Origin of the sequence: Streptomyces sp. TLI_171 (genome assembly GCF_003610255.1) — a bacterium.
Taxonomy (GTDB): Bacteria; Actinomycetota; Actinomycetes; order Streptomycetales; family Streptomycetaceae; genus Kitasatospora.
In genome coordinates, this window is the sequence record NZ_RAPS01000001.1 from 6192122 (window position 1) to 6218160 (window position 26039).

Genomic DNA, 26039 nt, shown 5'->3' on the forward strand with positions numbered 1-26039 from the left:
CTCATGGCGTCCTCTTTTCGACTGTCGCGCTCGATCCGACGTGGCTCAGACGATAGGGAAGGACACAGGTGCGCGGGCGGTGTGCCGTGCACTGAACTCCGTCGTTCTGTGCACGGCGGCCCCGACGGGCGTCAGGCGACGGCCGCGTCCCAGCGTTCCGCCGGCCCGTTGGACTGGCGCTGCCCGTCGAAGCTCGCCGGGTTGGGCGAGGGCATTGCCGGCGCTCCGGGCCACAGCTGCGCCGCCACCTGTGCGGCGTTCCAGTCGGAGATCGCCGAGACGATCAGCCCGTCGGCTGCCAGCAGCAGTTCCTCGGCACCGCGAAGCGTCACCTCCGGGCCCGTGTAGTGCACGGCGCTGATCGACCACACCGCGCGGAAGGATGCCGGACCGGTGCGCACCACCGTCGTCACTTCCGGCTGCAGCGCGGTGAACTGGCACAGCATCGAGTCCATGAAGACTTTCAGCCGGGGCCGCCCGATGAACGGGCGGGTTCCCGACTGCCCGACCAGATGTCCCGCGGGGTGGAAGAGTTCCGTCCAGCGCTCCGTGTCCCGGTCCGCCAGCGCGGCGAAGTAGGAGGCGACGACCTCGTCGGCCCATTCCGTTTGCATCTGTTCGCCGGGTTCCGGCGGCGCCGGGTCCCAGCCCGCCCTGCGCTCGTTCTCCAGGATCATCACGCCAGCCCGGGTGGCGTGCTGGAGGTCGGTCGCCTTCGCGAAGTCGTGGAGCGCCCGGTTGAGTTCGGGCACCAGCGGTTGTGCGGCCCGGTGTGCCATCGTCGCCACCGCGTAGCCGAGCGACCCGGTGTTGTCGGCGCCCAGCACTTCCAGCACTAGCAGGTAGTGCTGGAAGAGGAACTCCTGGCAGCGCTTGGAGAGGAGCCGAAGCGAGCGCACGTATCCCAACTCGGCCGGGGTGCCCGCCACTACCGGGACGGTTCCCGGAACAGCACGGGCGAGCAGTTCCACCAGCGTGCGGCCGTCCCGCTCCAGCGACGACGTCAACGCGGTCGCCGCGGCCCGGACGGACCGGGGCAGGGCACGTGCGGCGAGCGACTGCGCGCCGCTGCCGTCGCGGAGCAAGACGCGCAGGGGATGGTAGTCCGCCAGGTCCATCAGGTCGAGCAACTGCCCTGCGGTGATGGCGAGTCCGACCGCACGAGCGGCGACGTCGAGCTGCCGTGCGGCGGTCTCCCAGTTGCCCCGCCCCGCTGCCTGGACGCCGGCGGCGGCACAGGTGTGGGCGACGTGCAGCCAGCACTCGGTGACCTGATGGGCGGTCCGGAACATGTGATCCTCCGGCCCGGCCGGCACCGCGGCCCGCAGCTGCGCAATGACGCTGTCGGTCGCTGCCTGTTCTGCCTCGTGGTTGGCACCCGGGGCCGTCGGGCCGCCCATCGGAGTCCGCGGAACGGGGTCACCGTCCGGGAGTAGGGCCGGAAGCAGAGCCGCCAGTGTCCGGCCGCTCCGACGCAGCGACCGGATCCGGGCCGTGCGCTCCTCGCAGTCCACGTGAGGCCGCCGGTCGGCTTCGGAGTCGGCGGCCAAGGCCTCCGTCAGGGCGTCAGCGACCGAGGCCGCGACGGCCGGGGACCCGCCGCGGGCGTCGGCGGCACCCGCCCACGCAGTCGTCAGCTCGGCCAGTCGGATGTACATGTCGTACGGCGAGGGCTCGCCGACGTGAGCGTCTTCGGCAGCCCGCGCGGATGCGCCGGCGGCGACGGGGCCGAGGACGGGGGGCAGCGTGAGCGAAAACGGGGACGTGACAGATGCCATGGAGGACTCCTCCGGCCGTGCGCGGGGACGGAACAGGTACGCCGTCTGGGGAACCGCGCCGTGCAGACGGGACTGGAAGCTAGACGTCCAGTTGTGCTGCCCGGCAGATCCGGCGGGCGATCGTGCCCGTGCGGCTCCCCGTCAATGGTCCGGCGGGGCACAGAAGACGACTCACCCTGGTCCGCGGAGGGCTGGGCGACTTGCATGAGTGTTCCCCGACTGTCGGCCGCTCTCCCGGCCGAGCCCGGACCGCTGTGCGGCACTCCGCACCCGATGCCCGTCCGCCGTGGGCGGGCGCAGCCCGACCGAGCTCCCCCTCTCACGCCACGGAGGCCCCCGTTGTCCGTCATCCCCTTGCCCGCCGCGCCTGCCGAACTCCCCTTCCTCGGACGCGTTTCCGGGCGTGCCGCCGCTCCGCCCAGGCGTGTCGTCCGGGCTCCCCGTCAGGGCGCACGGTTGGAGATCTGCCCGGCCGAGCTGGTCGAGCCCGGTCGCGGCCAGGTCCGCATCGCCGTCGAGGCGGCCGGTATCTGCAACACCGACGCCATGTTCGCCGCCGGGCTCATCCCCGGGGTCGCGTTTCCGTTCGTTCCCGGCCACGAGATCGCCGGCCGCGTCGACGCGGCCGGTGAGGGCACCACCGCAGGGGTCGGTGACCGGGTCGCGGTGGGGTGGTTCGGCGGCTCTTGCGGAGTCTGCCTTCCGTGCCGACGTGGCGACCTGATCACCTGCCGCGCGCTCAAGGTCCCTGGCTGGTCCTACCCGGGCGGCTACGCCTCCCACGTCGTTGTCCCGCAGGAGGCGCTCGCCGCCATCCCCGACGGTATGTCCGCCGAGCACGCCGCACCCATGGGCTGCGCCGGTGTCACCGCCTTCAATGCCCTCCGGCGGAGCGGAGCCCGGCCCGGTGAGCTCGTCGCAGTGCTCGGCCTCGGCGGCGTCGGCCACCTGGCGCTCCAGTTCGCCGTCCACTCCGGCCTCGACACCGTGGCTGTCGTCCGTGGTTCCCAGAAGGCCCGGCTGGCGAAGGACCTAGGCGCCCATCACGTGGTGGACGCCTCCGCGGCCGACCCGGTGCAGGCCCTGCAAGCCCTCGGAGGCGCGGACGTCGTCCTGGCGACCGCCGCCAGCGCCCCCGCCATGTCGGCCGTGCTCGGCGGCCTGGCCCCGCGGGCCCGCTTCATGGTCGTCGGCGTGGACAGCGAGCCGCTCGCTATCGACACCATGCTGCTCGTCGCCGAGGGCCACACCGTCATCGGTCATCCGGCCGGGACTGCGGCCGACACGGAGGCGGCGATGGAGTTCTGCGTCCGCACCGGTGTCCGCCCCTGGGTCGAGCCGGTCCCGCTGGACCGGGCGGCCGACGCCTTCACCAAGATGCTCGCCGGCGCGGCCCGGTTCCGGATGGTCTTGATCCCTTGACCTGCAGCACCGCCCGCCGATCCTGGTGATGGACCGGTCCGACCCTCCCGGTCTGGCCTACCGGACGGTCCGCCACCGGTGACCGCGACCCCCGTCTGCTGCCCCGTGCAGTGCTTTTAACCCCTGATGGGCCGTCGGAAAGGCCTGGCGCGCGCGGGGAGCCGGGCCCCGCAGCCCCAAGTACACAGTGACGACCACGTCCTTCGCCCACCTTGTGACGCTGAACCAGCTGAATCGGTGGTGGAGTCTCGGGCGCGAGCCGCTGACCGTCCGGAGAACGGGACCGAAAGGCCCTCGCGGCGAGTTTTCAGCAGGCATGATCACGCCCAGAGAGCTCTGTAAAGGAACGGTGTAACTCCCGATCAAGGAAGTAGCACCTGATGACAGACGTGACCGTCTCGGCCGAGGCCGTGGAGGCCGTGCGGCCGGTGGAGTTGCAGTCGGACGCCTTGGGCGACCAGTTGATCGGGCAGTTGGTCGACCGGGCCCGCGCGAGCGGGCTGCAGCTCACCGGCGCCGGAGGTCTGCTCCAGCAGCTGACGAAGAAGCTCCTGGAGTCCGCGCTCGAAGGCGAGATGACGGATCACCTCGGCTACGGGAAGCACGACCCGGCCGGGGCCGGCAGCGGGAACTCGCGCAACGGCGTCCGGTCGAAGACCGTGCTGACCGAGGTCGGCCCGGTCGAGATCGACGTCCCCCGGGACAGGGAGGGCTCGTTCGAGCCGCAACTGGTCCGCAAGCGTCAGCGGCGCCTGTCCGGCGTCGACGAGATGGTGCTGTCGCTGTCCGCCCGCGGCCTGACGCACGGTGAGATCTCCGCGCACCTGGCCGACGTCTACGGCGCGGACGTGTCGAAGCAGACCATCTCCACCATTACCGACCAGGTGATCGAAGGCATGACCGAGTGGCAGAACCGGCCCCTCGACCCGGTCTATCCGGTGGTGTTCATCGACTGCGTGCACGTGAAGCTCCGCGACGGCCAGGTCGCCAACCGGCCGATCTACGTCGCCCTCGCGGTCACCGTCGAGGGCACCCGCGAGATCCTCGGGCTCTGGGCCGGTGACGGCGGCGAGGGCGCCAAGTACTGGCTGCACGTGCTGACCGAGATCAAGAACCGCGGCGTCGCGGACGTCTGCATGGTCGTCTGCGACGGTCTGAAGGCGCTGCCGGACGCCATCGCCGCGGTCTGGCCGCAGGCCGTCACCCAGACCTGCATCGTCCACCTGATCCGGGCCTCGTTCCGCTACGCGGCCCGGCAGGACTGGGACAAGATCTCCAAGGCGCTCAAGCCCGTCTACACGGCGCCGACCGAGGACGCCGCACGCGAGCGGTTCGTGGAGTTCTCCGAGGCATGGGGCAGGAAGTATCCGGCGATCGTGCGGCTCTGGGAGAACGCCTGGGCCGAGTTCGTGCCCTTCCTGAGCTTCGACGCCGAGGTCCGCCGGGTCATCTGCACCACGAACGCGATCGAGTCGGTGAACGCCCGGATCCGCAAGGCCGTCCGCTCGCGCGGGCACTTCCCGAACGAGCAGGCGGCCCTGAAGTGCGTCTACATGGCAATCATGTCGCTCGACCCGACCGGAGCCGGCCGCAAACGCTGGACGACCCGCTGGAAGGCCGCACTCAACGCCTTCGAGATCGCCTCCGACGGCCGACTCTCCATCGGCCGCCGCTAATACTCCAGTGAGAGTTCTGCGTTTTCCCTGTTCAGCGGCCCGGTGGCGGCGAGTTTAGTCGGGCTGCGCCGGGGGTGGTGGGGTGTTCGCGGGGATGTCGCGCGAACGAGTGTCCGCGGCGCATGTAGTGGCAGCGACGTGGACAGTTCCTCGGTGTGAGCGACGATCTGACGGATGTGTGGGACCGGGAACTGACCGAACTCTTCCTGCGGATCGGGGCTCGCTTCACGCGGGTGGAGCCGCGGAGGCGGATGCGGGACTACGTGCGTGGGCTGCTGGGTCCAGTGGGGCGAAAGAACAGCTGGCAGTTGGCCGAGTTCGCCGGGCATCCGGCTCCGCATCGGCTGCAGCACCTGCTTGCCCGCGCCTGCTGGAGCGCGGACGAGGTCCGCGACGACCTGCAGGCCTACATCGGCGAGCAACTCGGCGCCACTGACGGTGTCCTGATCATCGACGACACGGGCTTCGTGAAGAAGGGCACCGTCTCGGCGGGCGTGCAGCGCCAGTACTCGGGCACCGCCGGCCGCACGGAGAACTGCCAGATCGGCGTCTTCGCCGCCTACGCCTCGACCAAGGGTCATGTCCTGGTCGACCGCGAGCTCTACCTGCCCAAGTCCTGGACCGACGACCGGCAACGCTGCCAGGCCGCCCGCGTCCCCGACGAGCGCGGCTTCGCCACCAAGTTGGAGCTCGCACGGGCGATGGTCAGGCGAGTTCTGGCCTCGCCGCTGCCGATCGCGTGGGTCACCGCTGACTCGGCCTACGGCCAGGACTCGCACTTCCGGCGCTTCCTCGAAGACACCGGGCTCTGCTACGTGGTGGCCGTTCCCAAGTCCCAGCAGGTCCACGGCCCGCGGATCGACTTCCTCATCGCCCAGGCCCCGCCCGAGGCTTGGCAGCGACTGTCCGCCGGCTCCGGGGCCAAGGGCGAGCGCCTCTACGACTGGGCCGCAGCACGCCTGCCCGCTGTCTGGGAATTCGACGGCGACCAGCCCACCCGCCAACGCTGGATGCTCGCCCGCCGCAGCTTGACCAAGCCCGACGACGTCGCCTACTACCTGGCCTGCGCGCCCCTGGACGCCACCGTCGCCGACCTGGTCCGCGTCGCCGGATGCCGCTGGAAGATCGAGGAGTGCTTCCAGAGCGCGAAGAACGAGTGCGGCCTGGACCAGTACGAGGTCCGCCGCTACGTGGGCTGGTACCGGCACATCACCCTCGCGATGCTCGCCCACGCGTTTCTGGCCGTCATGGCCGCCCAGGAGCGCGAAAAGGGGGCGGCAGTGACGACACGCCCGACCTCGTGGACCTCACACCAGCCGGGATTCGCCGTCTGCTGGCAGCTCGACCCTGCCACCGCCCTGCCGACCGCGACCACACCCTGACCTGGTCCAGATGGCGCCGCCGTCACCAAGCACACGCGCGGCGCTGCCACTACAGACGCCGGGGCCACTCGTTCGCGCGACATCCCCGCGAACACCCCACCACCCCTGGCGCAGCCCGGCTAAACTCGCCGCCACCGGGCCGCTGAACAGGGAAAACGCAGAACTCTCACTGGAGTACTACTCAGGTTGAACTCGCCTTGTCGTGGGTGCTGAGGGCTGTCGATCGGTGGGTATGCCTCATTCGTGCGATACGCGCAGGGGGGCGGGTTCACTGCCCAGGAACAGCAGCGCCGGGAGCGGGTGCGGCTTGATGCCGCCGAGCGGTTCGAGCGTGGTGACGGCAACGGAATGATCGCCCGTGACTTGAGGGTCACGGTGCGGGCGGTCGAGCGGTGGCGCCGGGCCTGGCGGGACGGTGGCTCGGCGGCGTTGGAGTCGAAGGGGCCGCAGTCGCTGCCCCGGCTCGGTGAGCGGCAGTTCGCCCAGCTGGAGCGGGAGTTGGAGAAGGGGCCGCTCGCTCACGGCTGGGAGGACCAGCGGTGGACGCTGGCGCGGATCAAGACGCTGATTGGCCGGCGGTTCCACGTCTCGTACACGGTCCAGGGTGTGTGGAAGCTGATGCGGCGCAACGGCTGGTCGTGTCAGCAGCCGGTCCGCCGGGCGGTCGAGCGCGACGACGGGGCGGTCGAGATGTGGAAGAAGCAGGTGTGGCCGCAGGTAAAAGCCTAGTGGCGGCGCTCGGGGCCTGGCTGGTGTTCGAGGACGAGGCCGGGGTCTCGATGACGCCGGCGCGGGCCCGCACCTGGGGACGCCGCGGCCGCACACCCGTTGTCCGTGTGCGTGGCCGCTCCCGCCGACGGGTCTCGATCGCCGCCCTGACCTGCTACAAGGCCGGTGAGCGCTCCCGGCTGATCTACCGGCCCAGGCCGGACGACGGCCAGGGCCGGAGCAAGGGCCGCAAGAGCTTCGCCTGGACCGACTACCGCGACCTGATCGTCGCCGCGCACAACCAGCTCGACGGCCCGATCGTCCTGGTCTGGGACAACTTGAACACCCACCTGGCCGCCGGGATGAAGGAGTTCATCGCCGCCCAGGACTGGCTGACCGTCTACCAGCTGCCCGCGTACGCGCCCGACCTCAACCCGGTCGAGGGCATTTGGTCTCTGCTGCGGCGAGGCTTCCTGGCCAACGTCGCCTTCGCCGATCCCGACCACCTCGTGCGCACGGTCAGACGCGGCCTCCGAAAGATCCAGTATCGGCCTCAGCTCATCGACGGCTGCCTGGCCGCGACCGGCCTGATCACCGACATAGCGAGTTCAACCTGAGTAGCCGTGTCCCGCGTCAAGCAGTTGGCGGGTTTTCGGGTTCGGGAAAGTTGGGGACGAGGGGGTCTGCGGCGCCGGTGTGGACGTCGTGGGGCCGGTTCCAGGCCAGGGCCTCGTGCGGTCGGACGGTGTTGTAGTCGCGCCGGTATTCCTCGGCGTGCCGGACGAGGTCGAGGGCGTCGGGTATCTCCTCGAGGAACAGCTTCTCGTACTTGAGCGAGCCGAAGCCGCGCTCGCGTGAGCCGTTCTGCCCGGGCGTGCGGACCCGGGTGTGGACGTGCCGTCGCTCCGGTCGGGTGGCGATGAACGCCTCGATGCGGAACGAGCGGAACGGTCCGCTGTTGTCGGTGACGATGGTGACCAGCGGCTCCACGGTCCCGTCCGCGTCGCGCGGGGCGAGCTCGGCCAGTGGCTTTCCGGCCAGCGACTCCGCTTGCTTGATGGCGAGTTCGATCGCGGCGATGGCGTCGTGCTGGTTCGCGGTGGGCGACACATGCCAGCCCAGCTCGTACTTCGACCAGTAGTCCCGGCAGCCCGCGAGCCGCCAGGTGCCGCCCGAGGCGGTCTCGAACTCGGAGAAGTCGAGCTGCCAGACCTGGTTCGGGCCGCTCGGCCCGGTCGCGAAGGCGGCCTAGCGGCGGGCAGCGAGCTGCCGACGTTCGCGCTGGTAGTTCGCCTCCAGCAGCAGGCCCTCGTCCCGCAGCAGCCGCAGCACGGTCGCCCGAGAGACGCGGTGGCCGTCCCAGCGACACATCGCCCAGACCTTGCGGTGGCCCCAGGTTGGGTGCGCGAGCGCGTGTCGGCGGGCGGTCTCCCGGACGCCCTCGCGGGCCGGGCGCGGCCACGGTCCTCTGGCCTGCGCGCCCTGGCGGGCGCGGGCCTGGTGGCGGCGCCAGGTCCGCTCGGGCACGCCGATGAGCCGGTAGAACCCCGCGGTCGGCATGCCCGCCTCGGTGCGGATCACCTCGAGGTCCTCGAAGGGCCCAGCCGGCCCTCCGCGGACTTCTTCCACACCCGCAGCTCGACCGCGGCCTCACCCAGTGCCTGGGTCAAGTCGGCGACCTGGGCTCCGAGTTGCTGTTCCCGGGTGCTGGGACCGGACTTGCCAGCGAGGCCGGCCCGGCCGGCCCCCAGGAACTGGCGCTTCCAGGTCCCGATCGACTGCTCGGACACCTTCGCCCGCCGCGCGGCCTCGGCAACGGTCATCTCACCGGCCAGGATCGACAGCACGATCCGGACCTTCTCCTCCGGCGGCAGCGCCGGTGGCCTCACCATGATCGATCAGACTCCTTCAAGCAGCAGGACCCGCAAGAAACGAGCCCTGCCACAAAGTCTGACGCGCGACAACCGCTCCCAACTCATCAGGAACTTCGCCGAGATTCACCCTGACGAGCCGAAGTCAGTAGGGCGTGCTGGCAGGCCCTTCGGCCGAGCTGATGTGACAGAGTGTCAGTTCCAGTCGAAGTCGGCCGGGTCCGGGCCGATCCGCTTGCCGGTGGCGACCCCGGCGACGGCGGCGAGGTCCTCGGCGTCCAGCTCGAAGCCGGTGACGTCCAAGTTCTCCCGGATGCGGGCGGGCGTCACCGACTTCGGGATCGCGATCACGCCGCTCTGCAGGTGCCAGCGCAGCACCACCTGGGCCGCCGAGCGGCCGTGCTTCGCGGCCACCGCGAGCAGGGCGGGCTCGGCCAGCAGGTCGCCGCCCTGGCCGAGCGGGCTCCACGCCTCGGTGGCGATGCCGTGCTCGGCGTGGAAGGCGCGCAGCTCGGCCTGCGGGAAGTACGGGTGCAGCTCGACCTGGTTCAGCGCCGGCACCACCGAGGTCTCCTTGAGCAGCAGCTCCAGGTCCGGGACGCGGAAGTTGGAGACGCCGATCGCGCGGACCCGGCCCTCGGCCTGCAACTGCTCGAAGACCGGCCAGATGTTCAGGAAGGTGTTGCCGTGCATCGGGCGCGGCCAGTGGATCAGGTACAGGTCCAGCTGGTCCAGGCCGAGCTTGGCCAGCGACTCGTCGAACGCCCGCCGGACCCGGTCCCGGCCCTGCTCGCCGGACCAGTCGACGGTGCCGGAGTTCCACAGCTTGGTGGTCACGAACAGCTCGTCGCGGGCCACGCCGGACTCGGCGATCGCCCGGCCGGTGCCCGCCTCGTTCTCGTAGATCGCGGCGGTGTCGATCGAGCGGTAGCCGGCCTCGATCGCGGTGCGCACCGCGGGGACGGCCTCCGCGTCCGGCACCTGCCAGACGCCGAAGCCGAGCTGCGGGATCCGCACGCCGTTGTTCAGCGTGACGGTAGGGATCGCGGGTACTGCGGGAATGCTGCTCACGAGAACGTTGCCCTTCGGTGGCGAGTCTGAGTCGGATGAGGCGGAAACCCCAGAAAACAGGGGACTGTTACCGCCCGGTTCCCTCCGGCCGCGCCGGTAAGGTTCTCTCACTGACCCGGGACGGCGCCGCGGAGCCAGCCGCACCCGAAGCCGACGATGCGCCGGAAGCGCGGGAGCGATTCGGGTATGTTGGCCGGAGGTCTCCGAGTGTCGGCAGATTCCGCGGCGATATCGGGGGCGCGGGTCATTCCGGGCCGGATGCGGTCGGCGCCGACCGGCAGGTGCGGGACTCGCTCATGCTAACGAGGTTTTCGGTAGGTCCGGCGCGCAGTGCCGCTATACCTCGCGATTGTGTCTGGCTGTGCCGTTCCGATGGTTCGGAGGGGCTGACTTTCGTCGGGTACCGCCTGATCGGGACCATGATCGAGGCATGTCCGACACTACGTCAGAATCCCGACTGAACGTGCTCAGGGCCCTCATGCGTGACGGCCGGAGCTTCGGCGCCAACTCGGCTGAGCCAGCTGCGCCGTGACGTGAGGAAGCTTCCGAGTGCCCCTCACGGTGGCGTGACAGCATCATTGGGGATCTCCTTCAAGTTCGGCGGATCAGCAGCCTCGAAATTCCTCGGTGGTCGCGTCGGCGTCCGGTCGCGAAAGCTCGTAACACGGTCACGGTGTCGGCTTGTTGAGCCTTCGCCAGCAGATGAGGGTGGCTGCGAGCGAGACGAGTGAGTCGTGGAGGTCGAGGCGGCGTTCCCATCGAATGGCGAGGCGCTTGAACTGGTGGAGCAGGGCGAAGGTCTGCTCGATGACGTAGCAGAGCTTGCCGAGGCCGCGGATGTCGGGCTCGCCTCGGCGGGAGATGACCGGCAGGACCCGACGGCGGGTCAGCTCGCGGCGAACGTGCCAGCTGTCGTAACCCTTGTCTCCCACAATCGACTTGGGCCGCTTGCGCAGTCGCTGTGGACGGCCGGCGACGGGTGGACGCCGTCGACCAGGGCGAGGGTCTGGGTGATGTCGGGGACGTTGCCACCGGTGGTGATCCTTTCAATGGGGTGCCGTTGCCGTCGCAGATCAGGTGGTGTTTGCTGCCCGACTTGCCGCGATCGACCGGCGACGGGCCAACCCCGGCACCCCCGTTACCGTTTTCGCGGCCCCGCAATGGGGTTCCCGGCCTCCCGGCCCGGCATGACTGTGTGCCCCTTGTCGACCATGATCGAAAAAGTGGTGTCACCGGGCTCGGAGGCGTTGGCAGACCGCTGATGAGGGGCTTGAGCGCCGATCCCGCACTCGGGTGAGGCAGGCTCTTCGTAACGTGGATGCCGGCACGCTGATGCCGCAGGGCCGGGAGAGCAAAGCCTGGGGAGGGGCATTGACCAGCACCGACGGCATCGACGTCTATCTCGGACTGGATGTCGGTAAGGGCGAGCATCATGCCACCGCGCTCACACCGACCGGTAAGAAGGTCTTCGACAAGGCACTGCCCAACAACGAGCCCAAGCTCCGTGAGCTGTTCACGAAGCTGCAGGCCAAGCACGGGACGGTGCTGGTGGTGGTCGATCAGCCGGCCACCGTCGGAGCCCTGCCGCTGGCCGTCGCCCGTGACACCGGCTGCCGCATCGCCTACCTGCCCGGCCTGACCATGCGCCGGATCGCCGACCTCTACCCGGGTGAGGCCAAGACCGACGCCCGCGACGCCCACGTCATCGCGGACGCCGCCCGCACCATGCCGCACACCCTGCGCGACCTGGCCCCGAGCGACGAGACCGTCGCCGAACTCGAGATGATCGCCGGATTCGACGACGACCTCGCCGGCGAATCGACCAGGATCAAGAACCGCCTTCGCGGACTGCTCACCCAGATCCACCCCTCCCTCGAACGCGTCCTGGGTCCGCGACTGGACCACCCGGCCGTCCTCACCCTGCTCGAACGACACGGCTCACCAAACCTGTTGAGGAAAGCCGGCCGACGGCGACTGATCACACTGCTGCGGCCCAAGGCCCCGCGAACGGCCGAGCGCCTGGTCGAGGACATCTTCACCGCTCTCGACGAGCAGACCGTCACCGTCCCCGGCACCGACGCCGCCGCACTGATCGTCCCCAGCCTCGCCGTCTCACTCAGCTCCGTGCTCGACCAGAGAAAACTCCTCGCCGCGAGGATCGAGGAACTGCTGCAGGCCCACCGGTCCTGACCCCGATGCCCGGCATCGGGGTCAGGACCGCTGCCCGGATCCTCGTCGACGTCGGCGACGCCCGCGCCTTTCCCGAGCGCCGACCATCTGGCCGCCTACGCCGGCCTGGCGCCCGTCACCCGCGCATCCGGCTCCTCCATCCGCGGCGACACCCCTCCAGGAGAGGCAATACTGACTTCGGCGCGTCAGGGTGAATCTGTGTGAAGTGCCTGATGAGCCTGCAGCGGTGGCTGTACCGATGGTGTGTGAGATATGCGGATGGGGGCGGGCTGACCGCCGTGGGACGGCTGCGTCGGGAGTCGGTGCGGGTGCAGGCGGCCGAGTTGTTCGAGCAGGAGGTGAAGCCGGCGGAGGTGGCCCGGTGTCTGCGGGTGAGCTTGAAGTCGGCCTACCAGTGGCACAAGTTGTGGCGCGACGGCGGGATCGAGGCGCTGGCATCGCGCGGCCCGGCCGGGTCGCGGTGTCGCCTGTCACCGCGCTGCCTAACCAAGCTCGCCGCGTATCTGGACCAGGGTCCGGCCGCGCACGGCTGGGTGGAGGACCAGGTGTGGACGGCCTCGCGGGTAGCCACGCTGATCGGGCGGAAGTTCCACGTCACCTACAGCGTCTCGGGTGCGACGAGGCTGATGCACCGGCTCGGTTTCAGCCCCCAGGTCCCCGCGAGGCGGGTCGCCGAGCGCGACGAGCAAGCCGTCACCGCATGGAAGGAAGTGACCTGGGCGGAGGTAAAAGAGCGCGGGCGGCCTGCGGGGGCTACGTCTGCTTCTAGGACGAAGCTGGATTCACCCGCCGACCGCCCAAAGGCCGCACCTGGGGCCGAAGGGGCCGCACGCCGGTCGTGACCGTCAGCGGCCGCCGCTCGGGACGCCTGTCCGTAGCGGGACTGATCGCCATACGGCCGGGCTCGCGCACCAGGCTGTGTCACCGTCTCCGCACCCACCCCGGGGGCAAGGGCCAGCGTCGCAGCATGGGCGAGCGCGACTTCATCGCCCTGGTCGACGGCGTCCACCAACTCGTCAAGGCGCCGATCGTGCTGGTCTGGGACCTCCTGAACACCCACGTCTCGCACACCATGCGGGAGTTGATTGCCCAGGGCCTCCCTGGTGCTTCTTCGGCTTCAACACCCAGGAGCTGCACCGGAGGCCCTGTCTTCATGCGCCCACCATCCCGCGATCACCCGAACGAGACTCCCGTTCGATCGACAACCCCCGCGAGCGGTACGACAACGGCTACTAACGGGAGGCCGCACCGGCAGGAACGCGCTGTTCGGGTGAGTCGGAAGACGTGGGGGACGTGGGGGCGGTTTCGGCCCGGACGGCGTCCAGGACCTCCCACCACCATGCCAGGGACGGGCAGGGCGGCGGACCGGCGTCCCTGGCCTGGCCCTGTCCCGGCCAGGCGGCTGGCGGCTGCGGCCGGCCGGGGTACGCGTAGCGCGGACTGCCAGCACTGAAGTCCAGGTTCGCCCGGACCCAGCCGGCCAACGCATCGACGTACCGGGCCAGCTCGCGGTCGGCCCGAGACAGAACGGCCGCCCGGAGGTCGAGGAAGAGCCGGGTCACCCGGTTGCGCAGGCGCACCGCTTCGAGCTCGGCGGTCGCGATGTCCCCGGTGACCGTCGCTGCGAGGACGTCGACCAGGTTCTCCTCGCTGCCGTCCACCGTCGCCTCCTTGTGCCGGGAGAATAGGTCGTTGTCCCAGGAGACCAGCAGCGCGGACATCTCCGCGAGGGCCCGGACCGGTGCCGAACACCGCTGTTCACACGGGACCTCGTAACCGGCGGCCATGTCCAGCAGGGCGATGCTGGACCGCATTCCCCCGTTGCGCAGCCGGAGTAGGACGTAGCCATCGAGGTCGGACGGGCCCGCGGACCCCGTCCGCCGGACCCGCTCCCAGAGGAGGGTCGCGAGGTATTCCTGGACGGCGTTCGCCCATCCGGTGAACTGGGCTGCGGAGGAGTGCTGTGCGATCCGCCGCGAGACGTCGGCCAGTGCCAGGGCGTACGGGTCGTCGGGGGCCGGGCCCGTGTCACCGCTCTCGGCGACCCTGGCGAGCACGGCCAGCCGTCGCCCCCAGTGTTGCACGGACGGCCGTTCGCCAGCACCGTCGCAGTGGTCGTCGTCGAAGGCGAAGAGCCAGGTGTGGAAGTCGGTGAAGACCTGCACCTGTGGAAGCGGCCCGTCCGGGACCACGCGCGCGGTCAGCAGACCCGGCCGGGCGGCGGCCAGCCGGGCCCGGTGCCGGGCGTCGACGGGGATGGTGAAACCCTCCGCCCAGCGGAGGGTCCGGGCGTCGACCGCCTCGGCGTAGGGGTGGATCCGGGCGGGGAACGGACAGTGGATGGCGGCCGACGCGTGGGAGGCTGGCGCGGGAGTGGCCAGCGCGGGGGCGGCAGGGACCGTGGAGGTCATGAGGACGGGCACCTCTCGACGAGGGAGCGCGCGCACGGCACGCGGATGCGGTCAGGCCCCCGGCCGTGCCGGCGGACCGTGCTCATCGTCCGGGCCCGCATGCGCCGGTGGATACGCGGCGACCATCTGCCGTGCCCTCACGCCCTCGTGCGCTGCCCCATGGGCCACTCCGGGGGCCACTGGGCAGCGCACGACAGAACGCGGAACGCGGGGATCAGCGCCGGTTGCTCCGCTGGCAGCGGGTGACCAGCACGAGCGTCAGGCTCCCCCGACCGACCGGGACACGCCTCTGTCGAGTCAGGCCAAGGACGGGCGCCGGACCGGCTGACGGCGGCCGTGGCAGAGTCCAGGTGTGCGGCCAGTTGAGTCCCGGTTGATGGCCACCAGAATTCCAGGTGGATGGCCGTCCGGCCTGCGGTGTTCCTGATCGCTTCCGCAGACGAAGGAGACCCCTTCGTCCGGTTTGCTGGTGTTTACGAAGCATCAGCGAATCGGTCGAAGAGGTCCTGTGACGAAGTCTGACAGAGAGATCATGGAGATATTCGAGGCGTACGACCTGACCGAAACGGTCTGGTCGGCGGCCGCCCTCACGGGGCACGACCCGAAGACGGTCAAGCGGTATGTCGAGGCCCGTGCCAGCGGGCGGAACCCGTTCGAGCGCGAGCCGCGACCGAAGATGATCGACGCGTTCCTGGAGAAGGTCGAGGAGTGGGTCGAGCAGTCGAAGGGGACGATCCACGCCGACGTGGTCCACGACAAGCTGGTGAAGATGGGCTTCCGGGGCAGCGCGCGTTCGACCCGGCGGGCGGTGAACGCGGCGAAGACCGCGTGGAAGGCCGGCAAGCGGCGGACCTACCGTCCGTGGATCCCCGAGCCCGGGCGGTGGCTGCAGTTCGACTGGGGAGAGGGCCCGAAGATCGACGGGCGGCGGGCCTGGCTGTTCTGCGCGTGGCTGTCCTGGTCCCGGTTCCGGGTGGTGATCCCGGTCTGGGACTGCACCCTGGGCACGCTGGTGGCCTGTCTCGACACCACCCTGCGCCGGATTGGCGGGGCGCCGACCTACGTGCTGACCGACAACGCGAAGACGGTCACCGTCGAGCACATCGCCGGGATCCCGGTCCGGCACCCGCAGATGGTCGCCGCGGGCCGGCACTACGGCTGCCAGGTCGTCAGTTGCGTTCCCTACGACCCCGAGTCCAAGGGCGGCGCGGAGGCCACGGTCCGGATCGCGAAGGCCGACCTCGTCCCCACCGAGGCGAACCTGCTGCCCGCCTACGACACCTTCGCCGAGCTCGCGGACGCCTGCCTGATCTGGTGCGAGATGGTGAACACGCGTCGGCACCGGTCGACTGGACAGATACCGGCGGACCGGCTCGACATCGAACGCACCACCTTGCACGTCCTGCCCATCGAGCCGCTGGCGCTCGCGCTGGGCGAGGAGCGGGTGGTCGGCTCGGACCGCACCGTCAGCTTCAACTCCGTGCGCTACTCGACCCCGCCCGGCTACACCGGTGCCAGGGTCTGGTGCCGGGTGGTCGGTGACGAGCTGTCGATCACCGCCCGCACCAACTCCGGTGACCTGTCGGAGATTTGGCGCCACCAGCTGTCCACGCTCGGCGTCCCGCAGATCATCGACGCGCACTACCCCGACCACCCTGATGGCCGCTCGGTCCACCAGCCGAGGCTCCAGCCGCGCTCGGAGGCGGAGGTCGCGTTCGTGGGCATCGGCCCGGGAGCCGGACGCTGGCTGAAGGAGGCCGGACCCGCCGGGGCGTCCCGCATCCGCGCCAAGATGGCCCACGCCGTCGAGCTCGCCGCGGTCCTGGGCAGCGACCGGGTCGACCAGGCCCTCGGGCTCGCGGCCACGGCCGCGCGCTTCGCCGAGGACGACGTCGTCTCCATCCTGGAGCACATCGCGGCAAACAAGCCCGCAGGCCAGGTCGTCCGCGCGGACGAGGCCCACTCCGTCCAGAACGGCACCATCGCCTGGCAAGCCCTGGGCCGGCAGCAGACAGCGGCCGGCGAGTCGAGGGGCGACTGACCTGGTCAGTCGCCGATGAACCACAGATACAAGTGCGTTCCCCGCTCCACGACCTGGCACAGCTCGCGGGCCTGCCCGACCCAGTCACCGCCCAAGCCGGCAGGAAGCCGGTCAAGTTCCGACAACAGCAGCGGCACCTGCCGTTGGTTGAAAACCGCGTCGCCATACGGCGTCAGGGCCCAGAGCATCGGGAACTGCGCCGGGTCCAGATCCGCGAAGCCGGCCGTCCACTCCACACCCGCTTTGGCGCGGACAACGAGGTCCCCGTGTTCTCCACGCACCGCCATATTGATCATCCGCCGAGCCTATCGGCGCCCACCACGACCCACGAAGGAATTACCGACCGTGACGTTTCCCCAGGCCCCGGCCCTGCCCGAAGAGCTCGACAAGCTGATGCGCCGGATGCGCCTGCCCTACATGCGCAAGGCCGCACCCGACGTCCTGGCCACCGCCCGCGCGCAACGGTGGGATCCCGCCGAGGTCCTGCGGTTGCTGATCTCCGAGGAGGTCACCGGCCGCGACGCGGCAACGAGGCGCCTTCGCCGGCACTCGGCGAACTTCCCCACCGGCAAGACCCTCGCGTCCTGGCGGGCCGAGGACTCCACCATCCCCGAACCCACCCAGAACTCCCTGATCACCCTGGAGTGGATCGGCCGCGCGGAGAACCTGGTGATCGCCGGCCCGTCCGGGACCGGGAAGTCGCACTTCACCGAGGGGCTGGCCCAGGCCGCGATCGAGAAGGACCTGCGGGTCGCCTGGTTCACTCTGGAGACCCTCGCCGCCGCGATCGGCAAGTCGAAGGTCGACGGCTCGACCGCCCGGACGGTCGCGCGGATCTGCCGGGCCGACCTCGTCGTCATCGATGACATTGGCCTACTTCCGGTCGGCGAGGACGCCGCCGAGGCGTTCTACCGGATCATCGATGCCGCCTACGAGCGTCGCTCGATCGCGGTGACCAGCAACATTCACCCCTCGGGGTTCGACACGATCATGCCGAAGACTCTCGCCGGGGCCAGCACCGACCGCCTCATGCACCACGCTCACCTGGTGACGACCACCGGCGATTCACACCGCCTCGCCGAGGCCCTCGCCGGCAAGGGAGTGGTCCCCTTGACCTGACCCTCACCCTCAGGAACACCGCTGGCCACAGGCATGGATTTCTGATGGCCACCAGCCCGGACACCCCACGGCCGCCCACCGGGGCATCTCAATGACCGTTGACACCGGCGACATACCCCGGGAGAGCCGGCCCCGAAGGGCTGCAGACGGTTCACGAGTCACCCGGACCGGCGTCCTACAGAACGCTACGAACGGCCAACCCGACCGCGTTCCGCTACAGCCATACAAGTCGGCGGTTCAGTTTCGCGGGGGGTGGTGGGGGTTGTTGTGTGCCGGGGGTTGTCCGGACAGGATGTTGTAGGCGTTTCGTCCGGTTTGGGACAAGAAGGCGGTGTGTGGGGAGGGGTCGTGGTCCGGGCCTGTTCCGGGGCTCGATTTCGGGTCGATGTCCATGGGGGCGTCGTCGTGGTCCGTTGCTGCCGTGTCCGTGATGTCCGCCGGGTGGTCGAGCCGGCCCGCGAACCGGGACCAGTCCCCGTCCGCCCGGGCCCAAGCCCTGGCCCCGGACGCCCCGAGGAGGTCGAACGGGTCGAGTGGGTTGTGGGTGTCGTCCGATGCGGGGAGCGCCCAGGATCGCCCGAACATGTCGGACATCCCGAGCGGGTCGCTCGGGTCGAGCATCCCGAGTGGGCCGAACGTCCCGATGAGCGGGTCGGGGGGGTTGTCCGGTGCGGTCTGCTCTGGTGTGTCGAGGGTGGGGAGGGTTTTCAGCAGGTGCAGGAGGGCGTCGATGTTTTGCGGGTGGGTGGGGTCGTCGGCGTCGGTGGTGTCCATGGCGTCGGTGGTGTCCATGGCGTCGGTGGTGTGCAGGGCGTCGGTGGTGTGCAGGGCGTCGGTGGTGTGCGGGGGGTGTGCGGTGTCGTGGTCGTCGGTGGTCCCGGGCCGTGTCGTGCCGTTGCGGGGTGCTGGTGCTGGTGCTGGTGCTGGTGCTGGTGCTGGTGTTGGTGGGGTGGGGGGGTCGTTTCTCGGGGTCTGGTTCGTGCCGGTGGTGTGGCTTGTGCCGGTGGTGTGGTTTGTGTCGGGGTTCGCGGTGGTGGTGTTGGGGCCGCTGGCGGTGGTGGTGGGGTTGGGGGTGAGGGCGAGCCAGTGGTTTTGGCTGAGGACGAGGGTGTGTGTGGGGCCGGTGGGCGGGGGGAATCGGCCGTCGGGGTCGTCGAGGAGGGGGGCGGTGGTGCCGTTGGAGTGGAGTATGTGCAGGTCGAGGTTGAAGTGGAGGCGGAAGAGGTAGGGGGTGGCGCCGGCGGTGTCGTTGTTCCAGCTGCCGGCGGTGGAGATCTCGGCGATCACCTGTGCGCGTCGTCGGGCGGTCTCCTGTGGGTCCAGGTCGGCGATGCCGACGAATTGCTGGTGCAGGGGGATCGCGGGGTCCTCGAGGGCGTTCCACAGGGGGCGGTCGCCCGGTGGGTTGCGCAGTTCCGCGCGCAGTACCTCGGCCATGTGGGCGCGCAGGGCCTGCGGGCTGGTCAGGGAGGGGTCCACCGCGGTGAACGTCTCTGGTGTCAGGGACAGCAGGGCGTGGTAGAAGCAGTCCCCGTCACCGGGAGGGCTGTAGGGGGTCAGCCCGTGCTGTGACAGGTAGGCGATCTGCTGCTTGTTGAGGTAGCGGCTCCAGCCCGGCAGCGGGCCGCCTCCCGCCCCGGCCGCCGCTCGTGTCGGTGCGGTCCGGCGGCGCTTGGCCGCCCGGCCCTCCGCTCCGGCACCGGCCACGACCACGGAGCCCGTACCGGCATCGGCACCGGCCACGACCGCGGCACCCGCGCCGACGCCGGTGACCGCTGCCCGCCGGGCAGCCCCCGCCCCCGCCTTCCCCGCCTTCGCCTTCCCGGCCGTCCCCGCCTTCCCGGCCGTCCCCGCCTTCCCGGTCTTCGCTTTCGCTTTCGTCTTCCCTGTTCCGGCTCCTGCTTTCGCTTGTGCGGTCTTCGTGGCGTGGCGTTGCTGTGCCTTGGTGAGTTGGATGTCCAGTGCTCGGACGACGGCCATGCCGGGCTCGCCGAGGTCGAGGAGTTTCAGGATGTCCTGGGGGCGGGGTGGCTGGTCCTTCCGGTGGTTGTCGAAGTAGCCGCCCAGGGGGAACTTCTGGTTGTGGGCGTCGGTGAAGACGCCGCCCTCCTCCGGGCCGGGCAGCGGCGCCACCGCTCCGGCCACCGCGTCCCCGCCGCCATCGCGCGGGGTCGCGAGGTAATCCGCCAGAGCCAGCAACGCCTCCCTCGACGGGACGATCTTGTACGCGTGCCCCCGCGGCTCCCCACCCTGAGCGCGGGTGAGGCTGGCGCCGGGCATGCCGGCCTGGTGCAGCGCCTCCACCGTCTCCCGCGTCACCGCGGTCTCGCCTGTCTTGACCTTGTAGTACCAGTCCCCGGTGATCCGGTCGTGGTCGGCGTCGGCCGGCCGCACCACCTCGGTCCTGACTGGGAGTTTGCCGGCATGGCCGGAGCCGGCGGCATACCAGGCGCGCAGTGCCCCGACGGCCACGACGGGGTTGATCTGGTTTCGGCCGGGGGGTGCGGGCAGGTCCAGGCGTTGGGCCAGGCCCGCCTTCTCCAGCCTCCGGTACTGCACCACGGAGGGCAGGATCTCCTGTTTGCGCAGTCCCTCGACGTAGGGGGCGAACTTGGTGGAGTGGTTGTGGGCGTCGTGGAAGGCCGCGTCGACCGGCAGGTCCTCGACACCGGCATTGTCCGGCAGGTGGCGGAAGCGGTCGATCAACGCGGTGACGAACTCCTCCGACGCGACGAGCTTGTAGCGCTTCCGCCGCTCCCCGCCCCGGCTGTCGGGCATGCCGGCCTGGTGCAGCGCCTCCACCGTCTCCCACGTCACCGCGGTCTCGCCCCTGCTGACGCGGTAGTACCAGTACCCGGTGATCGGGTCGTGGTCGGCGTCGCCCGGCCGCACCACCTCGGTCCTGGGCGGGAGTTTGCCGGCGCGGCCCGAGCCGGAGGCATACCAGGCGCGCAGCGCCCGGGCGGCCAGGACCGGGTTGATCTGGTTTCGGCCGGGGGGTGCGGGCAGGTCCAGGCGTTCGGCCAGGCCCGCCTCCTCCAGCCTCCGGTACTGCACCGTGGAGGGCAAGATCCTCCCTGCGCGCAGTCCCTCGAGGTAGGGGGCGAGCTTGGTGGAGTGGTTGTGGGCGTCGTGGAAGGCCGCGTCGGCCGGCAGGTCCTCGACACCGGCATTGTCCGGCAGGTGGCGGAAGCGGTCGATCAACGCGGTGACGAACTCCTCCGACGCGACGAGCCTGTACTCGTGCTCCCGCCGCACCTCCTTGTCCTGGCCGCGGGTGAGGCTGGTGTCGGGCATGCCGGCCTGGTGCAGCGCCTCCAGCGTCTCCCACGTCACCGCGGTCTCGTCCCTGCAGACGTTGTGGTACCAGTGCCCGAGGATGGGGTCGTGGTCGGCGTCGGCCGGCCGCACCACCTCGGTCCTGACTGGGAGTTTGCCGGCATGGTCGGGGTTGGCGGTGTACCAGGCGTGCAGCGCCCGGGCGGCCACGACGGGGTTGACCTGGTTTCGGCCGGGGGGTGCGGGCAGGTTCAGGCGTTCGGCCAGGCCCGCCTCCTCCAGCCTCCGGTACTGCACCACGGAGGGCACGATCTCCTGTTTGCGCAGTCCCTCGAGGTAGGGGGCGAACTTGGTGGAGTGGTTGTGGGCGTCGTGGAAGGCCGCGTCGGCCGGCAGGTCCTCGACACCGGCACCGTCCGGCAGGTGGCGGAAGCGGTCGATCAACGCGCCGACGAACTCCTCCGACGGGATGATCTTGTAGCGCTTCCGCCGCTCCCCGCCCCGGCTGTCGGGCATGCCGACGCGGTGCAGCGCCTCCACCGTCTCCCACGTCACCGCGGTGTCGCCCCTGCTGACGTTGTAGTACCAGTCCCCGGTGATCGGGTCGTGGTCGGCGTCGGCCGGCCGCACCACCTCGGTCCTGACTGGGAGTTTGCCGGCATGGTCGGGGTTGGCGGTGTACCAGGCGTGCAGCGCCCGGGCGGCCACGACGTGGTTGATCTGGGCCCGGCCGGTGGACGATGGTGCGGCGTAGTCGGTGAAACGGATCTGGGACTCGGGAGGCAGTCCCGCGGCGCGCAGCCTGGCATACACCGCCGGGGGCACCGCGGCCTGCCCGGTCTGCACCCGCTGCAGGGCCTCGCCCGGGACCCCGCGGGGGAAGAGGCGCACGGCATCGGCGCCCCCGTGGCTCCCGAGCCATTCGACGACCTCCGCCACCCTCAAACCGGTGTCCAGGAACATCGCGCCCCGGGCGTCGGGCGGCTGCGGATCCGCCTCGATACGGGCCCCCAGACGGGTCAGCGCACGGTGCAACTCCGCACTGCCCGGGACACGGCCGTCGGCGACCGCGCCCAGCCAGCCCTGCAGGTCCACCCCGTAGTCCTGCCTGGGCAGGACCAGCGGCCCGGCGTCCAACCGGTCCAACGACCCGAACATCTGGAACGCCTCCACCGCCCGCTCCAGCCACCACCCCTCCTCCTCCCGCCCGGGCAACCCCCCCAGCACCCCGAGCGTCTGCCGCGCCAGCCCCGCGGTATAGGCATGACGCAGATCCGCCAGCTCCAGCGGTGTCAGACCCCGGGCCTGCGGGAGCCCCAGGACCAGCTCGTCCGTCCACGGCCCCCGCCCGGGTACCAGCAGCACCTCCAGCAACCCGAACAGCCGCTCCCGCTCCAGCGCGTGATAAAACCCCCCGAGCCGGAAATTGAAACCCGCCGGCGGACGATGACCCTCCACCCCCGACCCCGGCCCCGACCACCCCCACACCCCCACCGACAACTCCGGCCCCACCAGCACCACCGCATCCACCCCACCAGCACCGGCAGCACCGGCCGCCCCCGACACGAACCCAACACCCGACCCCGGCAGAGCAAGACCGGGGCCGGGCAGGGCAAGACCGGGGCCGGGCAGGGCAAGACCGGGCGCGGAAGGGGTGAACGCGGACAACAGCAGGCCGTCGGCCTGGTCGTCGTCGCCGAACAGATAGTCGTCCGGGCCCAGCGGCCCTCCCATCAGCTCGGCGTGTTCCTCCTCCGCAACAGCGGCCGATCGCGTCGAACGCCCCGCCGAACGCGCATCGACGCCCGTGCCCGCCCCTTCCCCACGGGACGACCCCGCCCCCGCCGTGTCCTGCCCGGTGTCCTCCCCGCGTCTGCGTTTCTTGGCGCCCCCCGGGAGCACGGCACGCCCGAACCTGCGGCCCGGCAGCGCGGCCAGACCCGCCCGGACCTGCTCCGGCTCCCACCACAGCCCGTACGCGACCTTCAACGCCACACTCCGGCGGACCCGCAGCGTCCCACCGTGCTCGACCCCCATCAACAGAGGCCGCTCCAGGAAAGGACGCAACTCGGCATACGCCTCGACAAGAAGCCGCTCCGCACGAACAGGCCCCGCCATCTCCCGCAGACCCCGCCACAACCCCTCGGCATCCCCGACCTCCCCCATCCGCGACCCGACGAGCACCCCCACCAAGGCCTCCACACCAACAAGAACCCCAGCCTCCCCGCCATCCACACCACCGGCACTGCCAATGCCGGGCTGCGGAACCTCCCCCTCCCCGGCCGGAACCTCCTCCTCCTCCTCGGCGGGAACCTCCCCCTCCAGCCGGGGCCGGACAACGGACGACGACCCCACCGACCCACCCGACCCCACCGACGCATCCGACGCATCCCCGGATCCCGCCGACGCCGGCACGCCACCCGTAGCCCCACCCGTACCCATGACCACCTCGGAGGCGCCAGAGGCGGGTGCGTCCTCACCGGTGGTCTCGATCCGCACGGGGGCGCCGGCTGCGGGGTCTGTGCCGTTGAGCGCGGCCAGGACACGGTCGGCCGCGGTCGAGGACTGCACGTCACGGCGCCGGGCGCTCCCCTCGCCGCCTCCGCCGGCCTCAGCCGCGGTCCCCGGCACGACGAGGCCGTCGACGACGACACGCCCGGCGTCCGAACCCGAAGCGACGGCACCCGAGGCCTCGGTGCCCGAGGGTCGGGGGCCGGAGGTGACGGGGCCGGAGGCGACCGCGCGCGGCCCGGGTGCCGTCCGGGCCGCGCTCTGCAGGACAGGATCGCCGACCGACCGCGTGCCGCCGGTGGCGCCGTCGGCCGCAACACCCTCGGCCGACTGCACCCCGGGAGCGGCCGCCGCCGGCGCGGCACCCCGTGCCTGCGGCCCGTTCTGCCCGGCCACCTCCTGCCCAACCAGGTCCGGCCCGGGGCCGACCACGACCGCTCCCCGCGGAGCACTCCGGTCCCCGACAACGGGAACAGCGCTCCCGACAGGGGCGGTGCCGGCGGGGCCGACCACGGAAGCGGTACCGCTCACCGCCGAATCCGTCCCAGCGGCAGCAAGGCCGGTGAAGGCGGTGCCGGCGGTGGTCACGGGAGCAGTGCCGCTCGCCGTCGGATCCGTCCCAGCGGTTGCGGGGGCGGTGCCGGCGGTGCCGGCGGTGGTCACGGGAGCAGTGCGGCTCGCCGCCGGGCTCCCGGCAGTGGTGAGGGGTTGGGGTGTCGTGTCCGTGGCGTGGGTCGCGTCTTCGCCGGCTCGGCCGAGCGCACCCGTGGGAGCGGCGTGCTGGAGCACGGGAGCGGACGGGGCGGCGCCGCCCGACACCGGGCCCGCCGCGGCCGCGGCCGCCGCCCGCGACGACGCCGTCGCCGACCCGGCGGCGTCGACCGGCACACCCGCACCGCCCACGTGCACCACGCCGGCGACCGCGGCAGGCACAACGGCGGCGGCGCGAGTACCAGCAGCCGCCGGGGCGCGCGTGTCACCGGAAGCATCCGCGGCCGCGGTCGTGGTCGTGGGTCGTGGCAGCGCGGCAGACGCGGGCAGCGAACTCGCGGACTGCCGGGCGACAGGCTGCGGCCCCTGCCCGGAAGCGTGCCCGTCACGGAAAGCCGCACGCGTGTCACCGGAGTCCGCAGCCGAAGCACCCGCGGCCGAAGCACCCGCGGCCGAGGTCGAGGGCTGGGAAGCCGCACGCGTGTCACCGGAGTCCGCAGCCGAAGCACCCGCGGCCGAAGCACCCGCGGCCGAGGTCGTGGGCCGGGCAAGCCCCACCGCCGCTGCAACCGCGGTGTCGCGTTCCTGCACCGTGCGCGTCTCATGCCGCTCGCCGTGGGCCGCCGACATGTCGCCATCGGCCGCACTGTCCGCCGCACCGAACGCGGTGACGAGCCCCGGCAGCGAGGCCGGGCCCGTCGCGAGCGCCGCACCCGCAGCGGGAAGCCCGTTCAGGTGGGCCTCAAGACCCTCGAGGCCGTGCCCCTTGTCGAGGCCCAGGACGCCCTTCGCCCACTGCGCGCCCTCGAAGACGAAATGCTCAAAGACACTGCTCACCCCCGAACCCGCGAAACCCACCGGACTGAACCCCCCGCCGACCACCGCCGCAACCGCCGCGCTCTCCAACAAGGCCTCGGTGACCGCGTTCGACCCCACACTCCACGGATGGCTGCGCCCCAACCCGGTCTTCGCCCCCACCGCCTTCGCGAAAGCCGACCCCGACACCACCGAAAGCGCCGGCTTGTGCAAACCCCCGATGAACGCACCCATCGCACCCGACCTGGCGATACCCCTCCAGTCGTACCCGCGCCGACGAAACCCGCTCGGCGCCCCGTCGATCATGAACGTCTGCGCCGCGAAACTCGTCAACGACTCCGACAACGCCTCCAACGCCGCCGCCGCACCCAACCGCCCCACCCGCGTCAACCGCACCAGCCGCACCAGCAACCGCACCCGCGCCCGCGCCATCAACAACGCCCGCTGCACACCCGCCCACGCCGGGAAGAACGGCTCCAACATCTCCAGAACCACAAGCTCCACGAAAAGCTGCACCAGCTCCGCGACCAACTCGACCTTGCCCTCGAAGATCTGCGACGCCGTACCACGCTGAACCCCCGACACCGACGACACCTGCCCCCGCACCCCGCGCAGCAGACCCCCGCCACCATCCGTGAACTGCCCCATCGCCCGCACGAACTGCTCACGCGTCTCCGAAGGCAAATGCCGCGCCGCATTACGCACCGCATCATCGACATCCGCCTCGAAATCCCGGATCAACGCCCCGACCCGCGCCAGACCCTCCGACGACTCCAACGCCAACGACGCACTCGCCTGCGGAAAAAACGACCCCGTCAACACAAACATCAAAACATCCAACACCGAGCCACGCCCCACCACCGGCTCAGCCACCACCACACACCACCCCCACACCCACCCCAGCCGAAAACACCCCCACCAACCCACCAACACAACCCTGCACACCAGAACAAATGTCAGGAACGGCCCCACGATCTTCGGCCGTAGTACGGCACCCGCGGACACCAAAACCTGCCCGAAGGGTCTGTAAAAGAACGGCTCTGCCCCGTCAGG

17 protein-coding genes and 1 pseudogene are annotated in these 26039 nt (G+C 70.8%); 9 read left to right on the forward strand and 9 right to left on the reverse strand.

Going from position 1 to position 26039, the window contains the following annotated elements; all coding sequences use genetic code 11:
- Nucleotides 1-131 precede the first annotated feature (131 nt).
- Entirely contained in the window at nt 132-1130 is a 999-nt protein-coding gene (locus BX266_RS38905; RefSeq protein WP_183096882.1) for a nuclear transport factor 2 family protein, read from the reverse strand.
- Nucleotides 1131-2234: 1104 nt separating this feature from the next.
- Between BX266_RS38905 and BX266_RS27645 the strand changes: the two genes are divergently transcribed.
- From BX266_RS27645 to BX266_RS27670, 5 genes are all read left to right on the forward strand, one after another.
- Nucleotides 2235-3200: an alcohol dehydrogenase catalytic domain-containing protein gene (locus tag BX266_RS27645; RefSeq protein WP_259464878.1), complete on the forward strand. Its 966-nt coding sequence runs from the start codon at nt 2235-2237 to the stop codon at nt 3198-3200.
- Nucleotides 3201-3589: 389 nt separating this feature from the next.
- On the forward strand, nt 3590-4876 hold the full coding sequence (locus tag BX266_RS27650) for an IS256 family transposase (RefSeq protein WP_399171313.1): 1287 nt from the start codon (nt 3590-3592) through the stop codon (nt 4874-4876).
- A 167-nt stretch (nt 4877-5043) separates the two neighbouring features.
- Nucleotides 5044-6258, forward strand: a complete 1215-nt coding sequence (locus tag BX266_RS27655) for an IS701 family transposase (protein ID WP_259465163.1) — start codon at nt 5044-5046, stop codon at nt 6256-6258.
- Between the two features lie 243 nt (nt 6259-6501).
- A complete protein-coding gene (locus BX266_RS27665; RefSeq protein WP_099904030.1) occupies nt 6502-6987 on the forward strand; it encodes a winged helix-turn-helix domain-containing protein in 486 nt (161 codons plus the stop codon).
- On the forward strand, nt 6987-7583 hold the full coding sequence (locus BX266_RS27670) for a transposase (protein WP_399170552.1): 597 nt from the start codon (nt 6987-6989) through the stop codon (nt 7581-7583). Before BX266_RS27665 ends, BX266_RS27670 begins: the two co-directional genes overlap by 1 nt.
- A gap of 16 nt (nt 7584-7599) precedes the next feature.
- On the opposite strand, the gene BX266_RS39355 is transcribed toward BX266_RS27670, so the two are convergent.
- The 5 genes from BX266_RS39355 to BX266_RS38910 all read right to left on the reverse strand — a co-directional run bounded on the left by BX266_RS39355 (nt 7600) and on the right by BX266_RS38910 (nt 10840).
- Nucleotides 7600-8076, reverse strand: coding sequence for an integrase core domain-containing protein (locus BX266_RS39355; RefSeq protein ID WP_259464879.1), 477 nt, complete (start codon nt 8074-8076; stop codon nt 7600-7602).
- A gap of 138 nt (nt 8077-8214) precedes the next feature.
- The gene (locus BX266_RS39360) at nt 8215-8547 is read right to left on the reverse strand and encodes an IS3 family transposase (protein WP_099904149.1); all 333 of its coding nucleotides are present in this window, start codon (nt 8545-8547) and stop codon (nt 8215-8217) included.
- On the reverse strand, nt 8544-8858 hold the full coding sequence (locus BX266_RS27680) for a transposase (protein WP_120314423.1): 315 nt from the start codon (nt 8856-8858) through the stop codon (nt 8544-8546). The genes BX266_RS39360 and BX266_RS27680 overlap by 4 nt, the downstream gene beginning before the upstream one ends.
- A gap of 174 nt (nt 8859-9032) precedes the next feature.
- The gene (locus BX266_RS27685; protein ID WP_099904053.1) at nt 9033-9908 is read right to left on the reverse strand and encodes an aldo/keto reductase; all 876 of its coding nucleotides are present in this window, start codon (nt 9906-9908) and stop codon (nt 9033-9035) included.
- Nucleotides 9909-10576: 668 nt separating this feature from the next.
- Nucleotides 10577-10840, reverse strand: coding sequence for a hypothetical protein (locus BX266_RS38910; protein ID WP_183096883.1), 264 nt, complete (start codon nt 10838-10840; stop codon nt 10577-10579).
- A gap of 400 nt (nt 10841-11240) precedes the next feature.
- Between BX266_RS38910 and BX266_RS27695 the strand changes: the two are divergent.
- Together BX266_RS27695 and BX266_RS27700 are read left to right on the forward strand one after the other, a co-directional pair.
- Nucleotides 11241-12268 (forward strand): annotated as a pseudogene (locus BX266_RS27695) (IS110 family transposase); the annotation flags it as partial.
- A gap of 42 nt (nt 12269-12310) precedes the next feature.
- Complete coding sequence (locus BX266_RS27700; protein WP_310794810.1) at nt 12311-12940, forward strand: winged helix-turn-helix domain-containing protein; 630 nt, start codon at nt 12311-12313, stop codon at nt 12938-12940.
- A gap of 390 nt (nt 12941-13330) precedes the next feature.
- On the opposite strand, the gene BX266_RS38140 is transcribed toward BX266_RS27700, so the two are convergent.
- Entirely contained in the window at nt 13331-14509 is a 1179-nt protein-coding gene (locus BX266_RS38140; protein ID WP_147437114.1) for a terpene synthase family protein, read from the reverse strand.
- Nucleotides 14510-15041: 532 nt separating this feature from the next.
- Between BX266_RS38140 and istA the strand changes: the two genes are divergently transcribed.
- Nucleotides 15042-16550 carry an IS21 family transposase gene (istA, locus tag BX266_RS27715; RefSeq protein ID WP_120314426.1) on the forward strand — a complete coding sequence of 503 codons (1509 nt, stop codon included), beginning with the start codon at nt 15042-15044 and terminating at the stop codon, nt 16548-16550.
- Nucleotides 16551-16555: 5 nt separating this feature from the next.
- On the opposite strand, the gene BX266_RS27720 is transcribed toward istA, so the two are convergent.
- Nucleotides 16556-16846 (reverse strand): hypothetical protein, encoded by a 291-nt coding sequence (locus BX266_RS27720; protein WP_120314427.1) that lies wholly within the window; start codon nt 16844-16846, stop codon nt 16556-16558.
- Nucleotides 16847-16943: 97 nt separating this feature from the next.
- Here BX266_RS27720 and istB point away from each other — a divergent pair, with 97 nt between their 5' ends.
- Nucleotides 16944-17669 (forward strand): IS21-like element helper ATPase IstB, encoded by a 726-nt coding sequence (gene istB / locus BX266_RS27725; protein WP_120314461.1) that lies wholly within the window; start codon nt 16944-16946, stop codon nt 17667-17669.
- Nucleotides 17670-17906: 237 nt separating this feature from the next.
- On the opposite strand, the gene BX266_RS38915 is transcribed toward istB, so the two are convergent.
- Nucleotides 17907-25958 carry a hypothetical protein gene (locus tag BX266_RS38915; RefSeq protein ID WP_183096884.1) on the reverse strand — a complete coding sequence of 2684 codons (8052 nt, stop codon included), beginning with the start codon at nt 25956-25958 and terminating at the stop codon, nt 17907-17909.
- Nucleotides 25959-26039 lie beyond the last annotated feature (81 nt).

Excerpts from the sequence above, each read along its gene's own strand:
- istB (WP_120314461.1), top strand. The coding sequence starts at position 16,944 with ATGCGCCGGATGCGCCTGCCCTACATGCGCAAGGCCGCACCCGACGTC.
- BX266_RS27680 (WP_120314423.1), bottom strand. The coding sequence starts at position 8,858 with ATGGTGAGGCCACCGGCGCTGCCGCCGGAGGAGAAGGTCCGGATCGTG.
- BX266_RS38140 (WP_147437114.1), bottom strand. The coding sequence starts at position 14,509 with ATGACCTCCACGGTCCCTGCCGCCCCCGCGCTGGCCACTCCCGCGCCA.
- BX266_RS27720 (WP_120314427.1), bottom strand. The coding sequence starts at position 16,846 with ATGATCAATATGGCGGTGCGTGGAGAACACGGGGACCTCGTTGTCCGC.
- istA (WP_120314426.1), top strand. The coding sequence starts at position 15,042 with ATGGAGATATTCGAGGCGTACGACCTGACCGAAACGGTCTGGTCGGCG.
- BX266_RS27700 (WP_310794810.1), top strand. The coding sequence starts at position 12,311 with ATGAGCCTGCAGCGGTGGCTGTACCGATGGTGTGTGAGATATGCGGAT.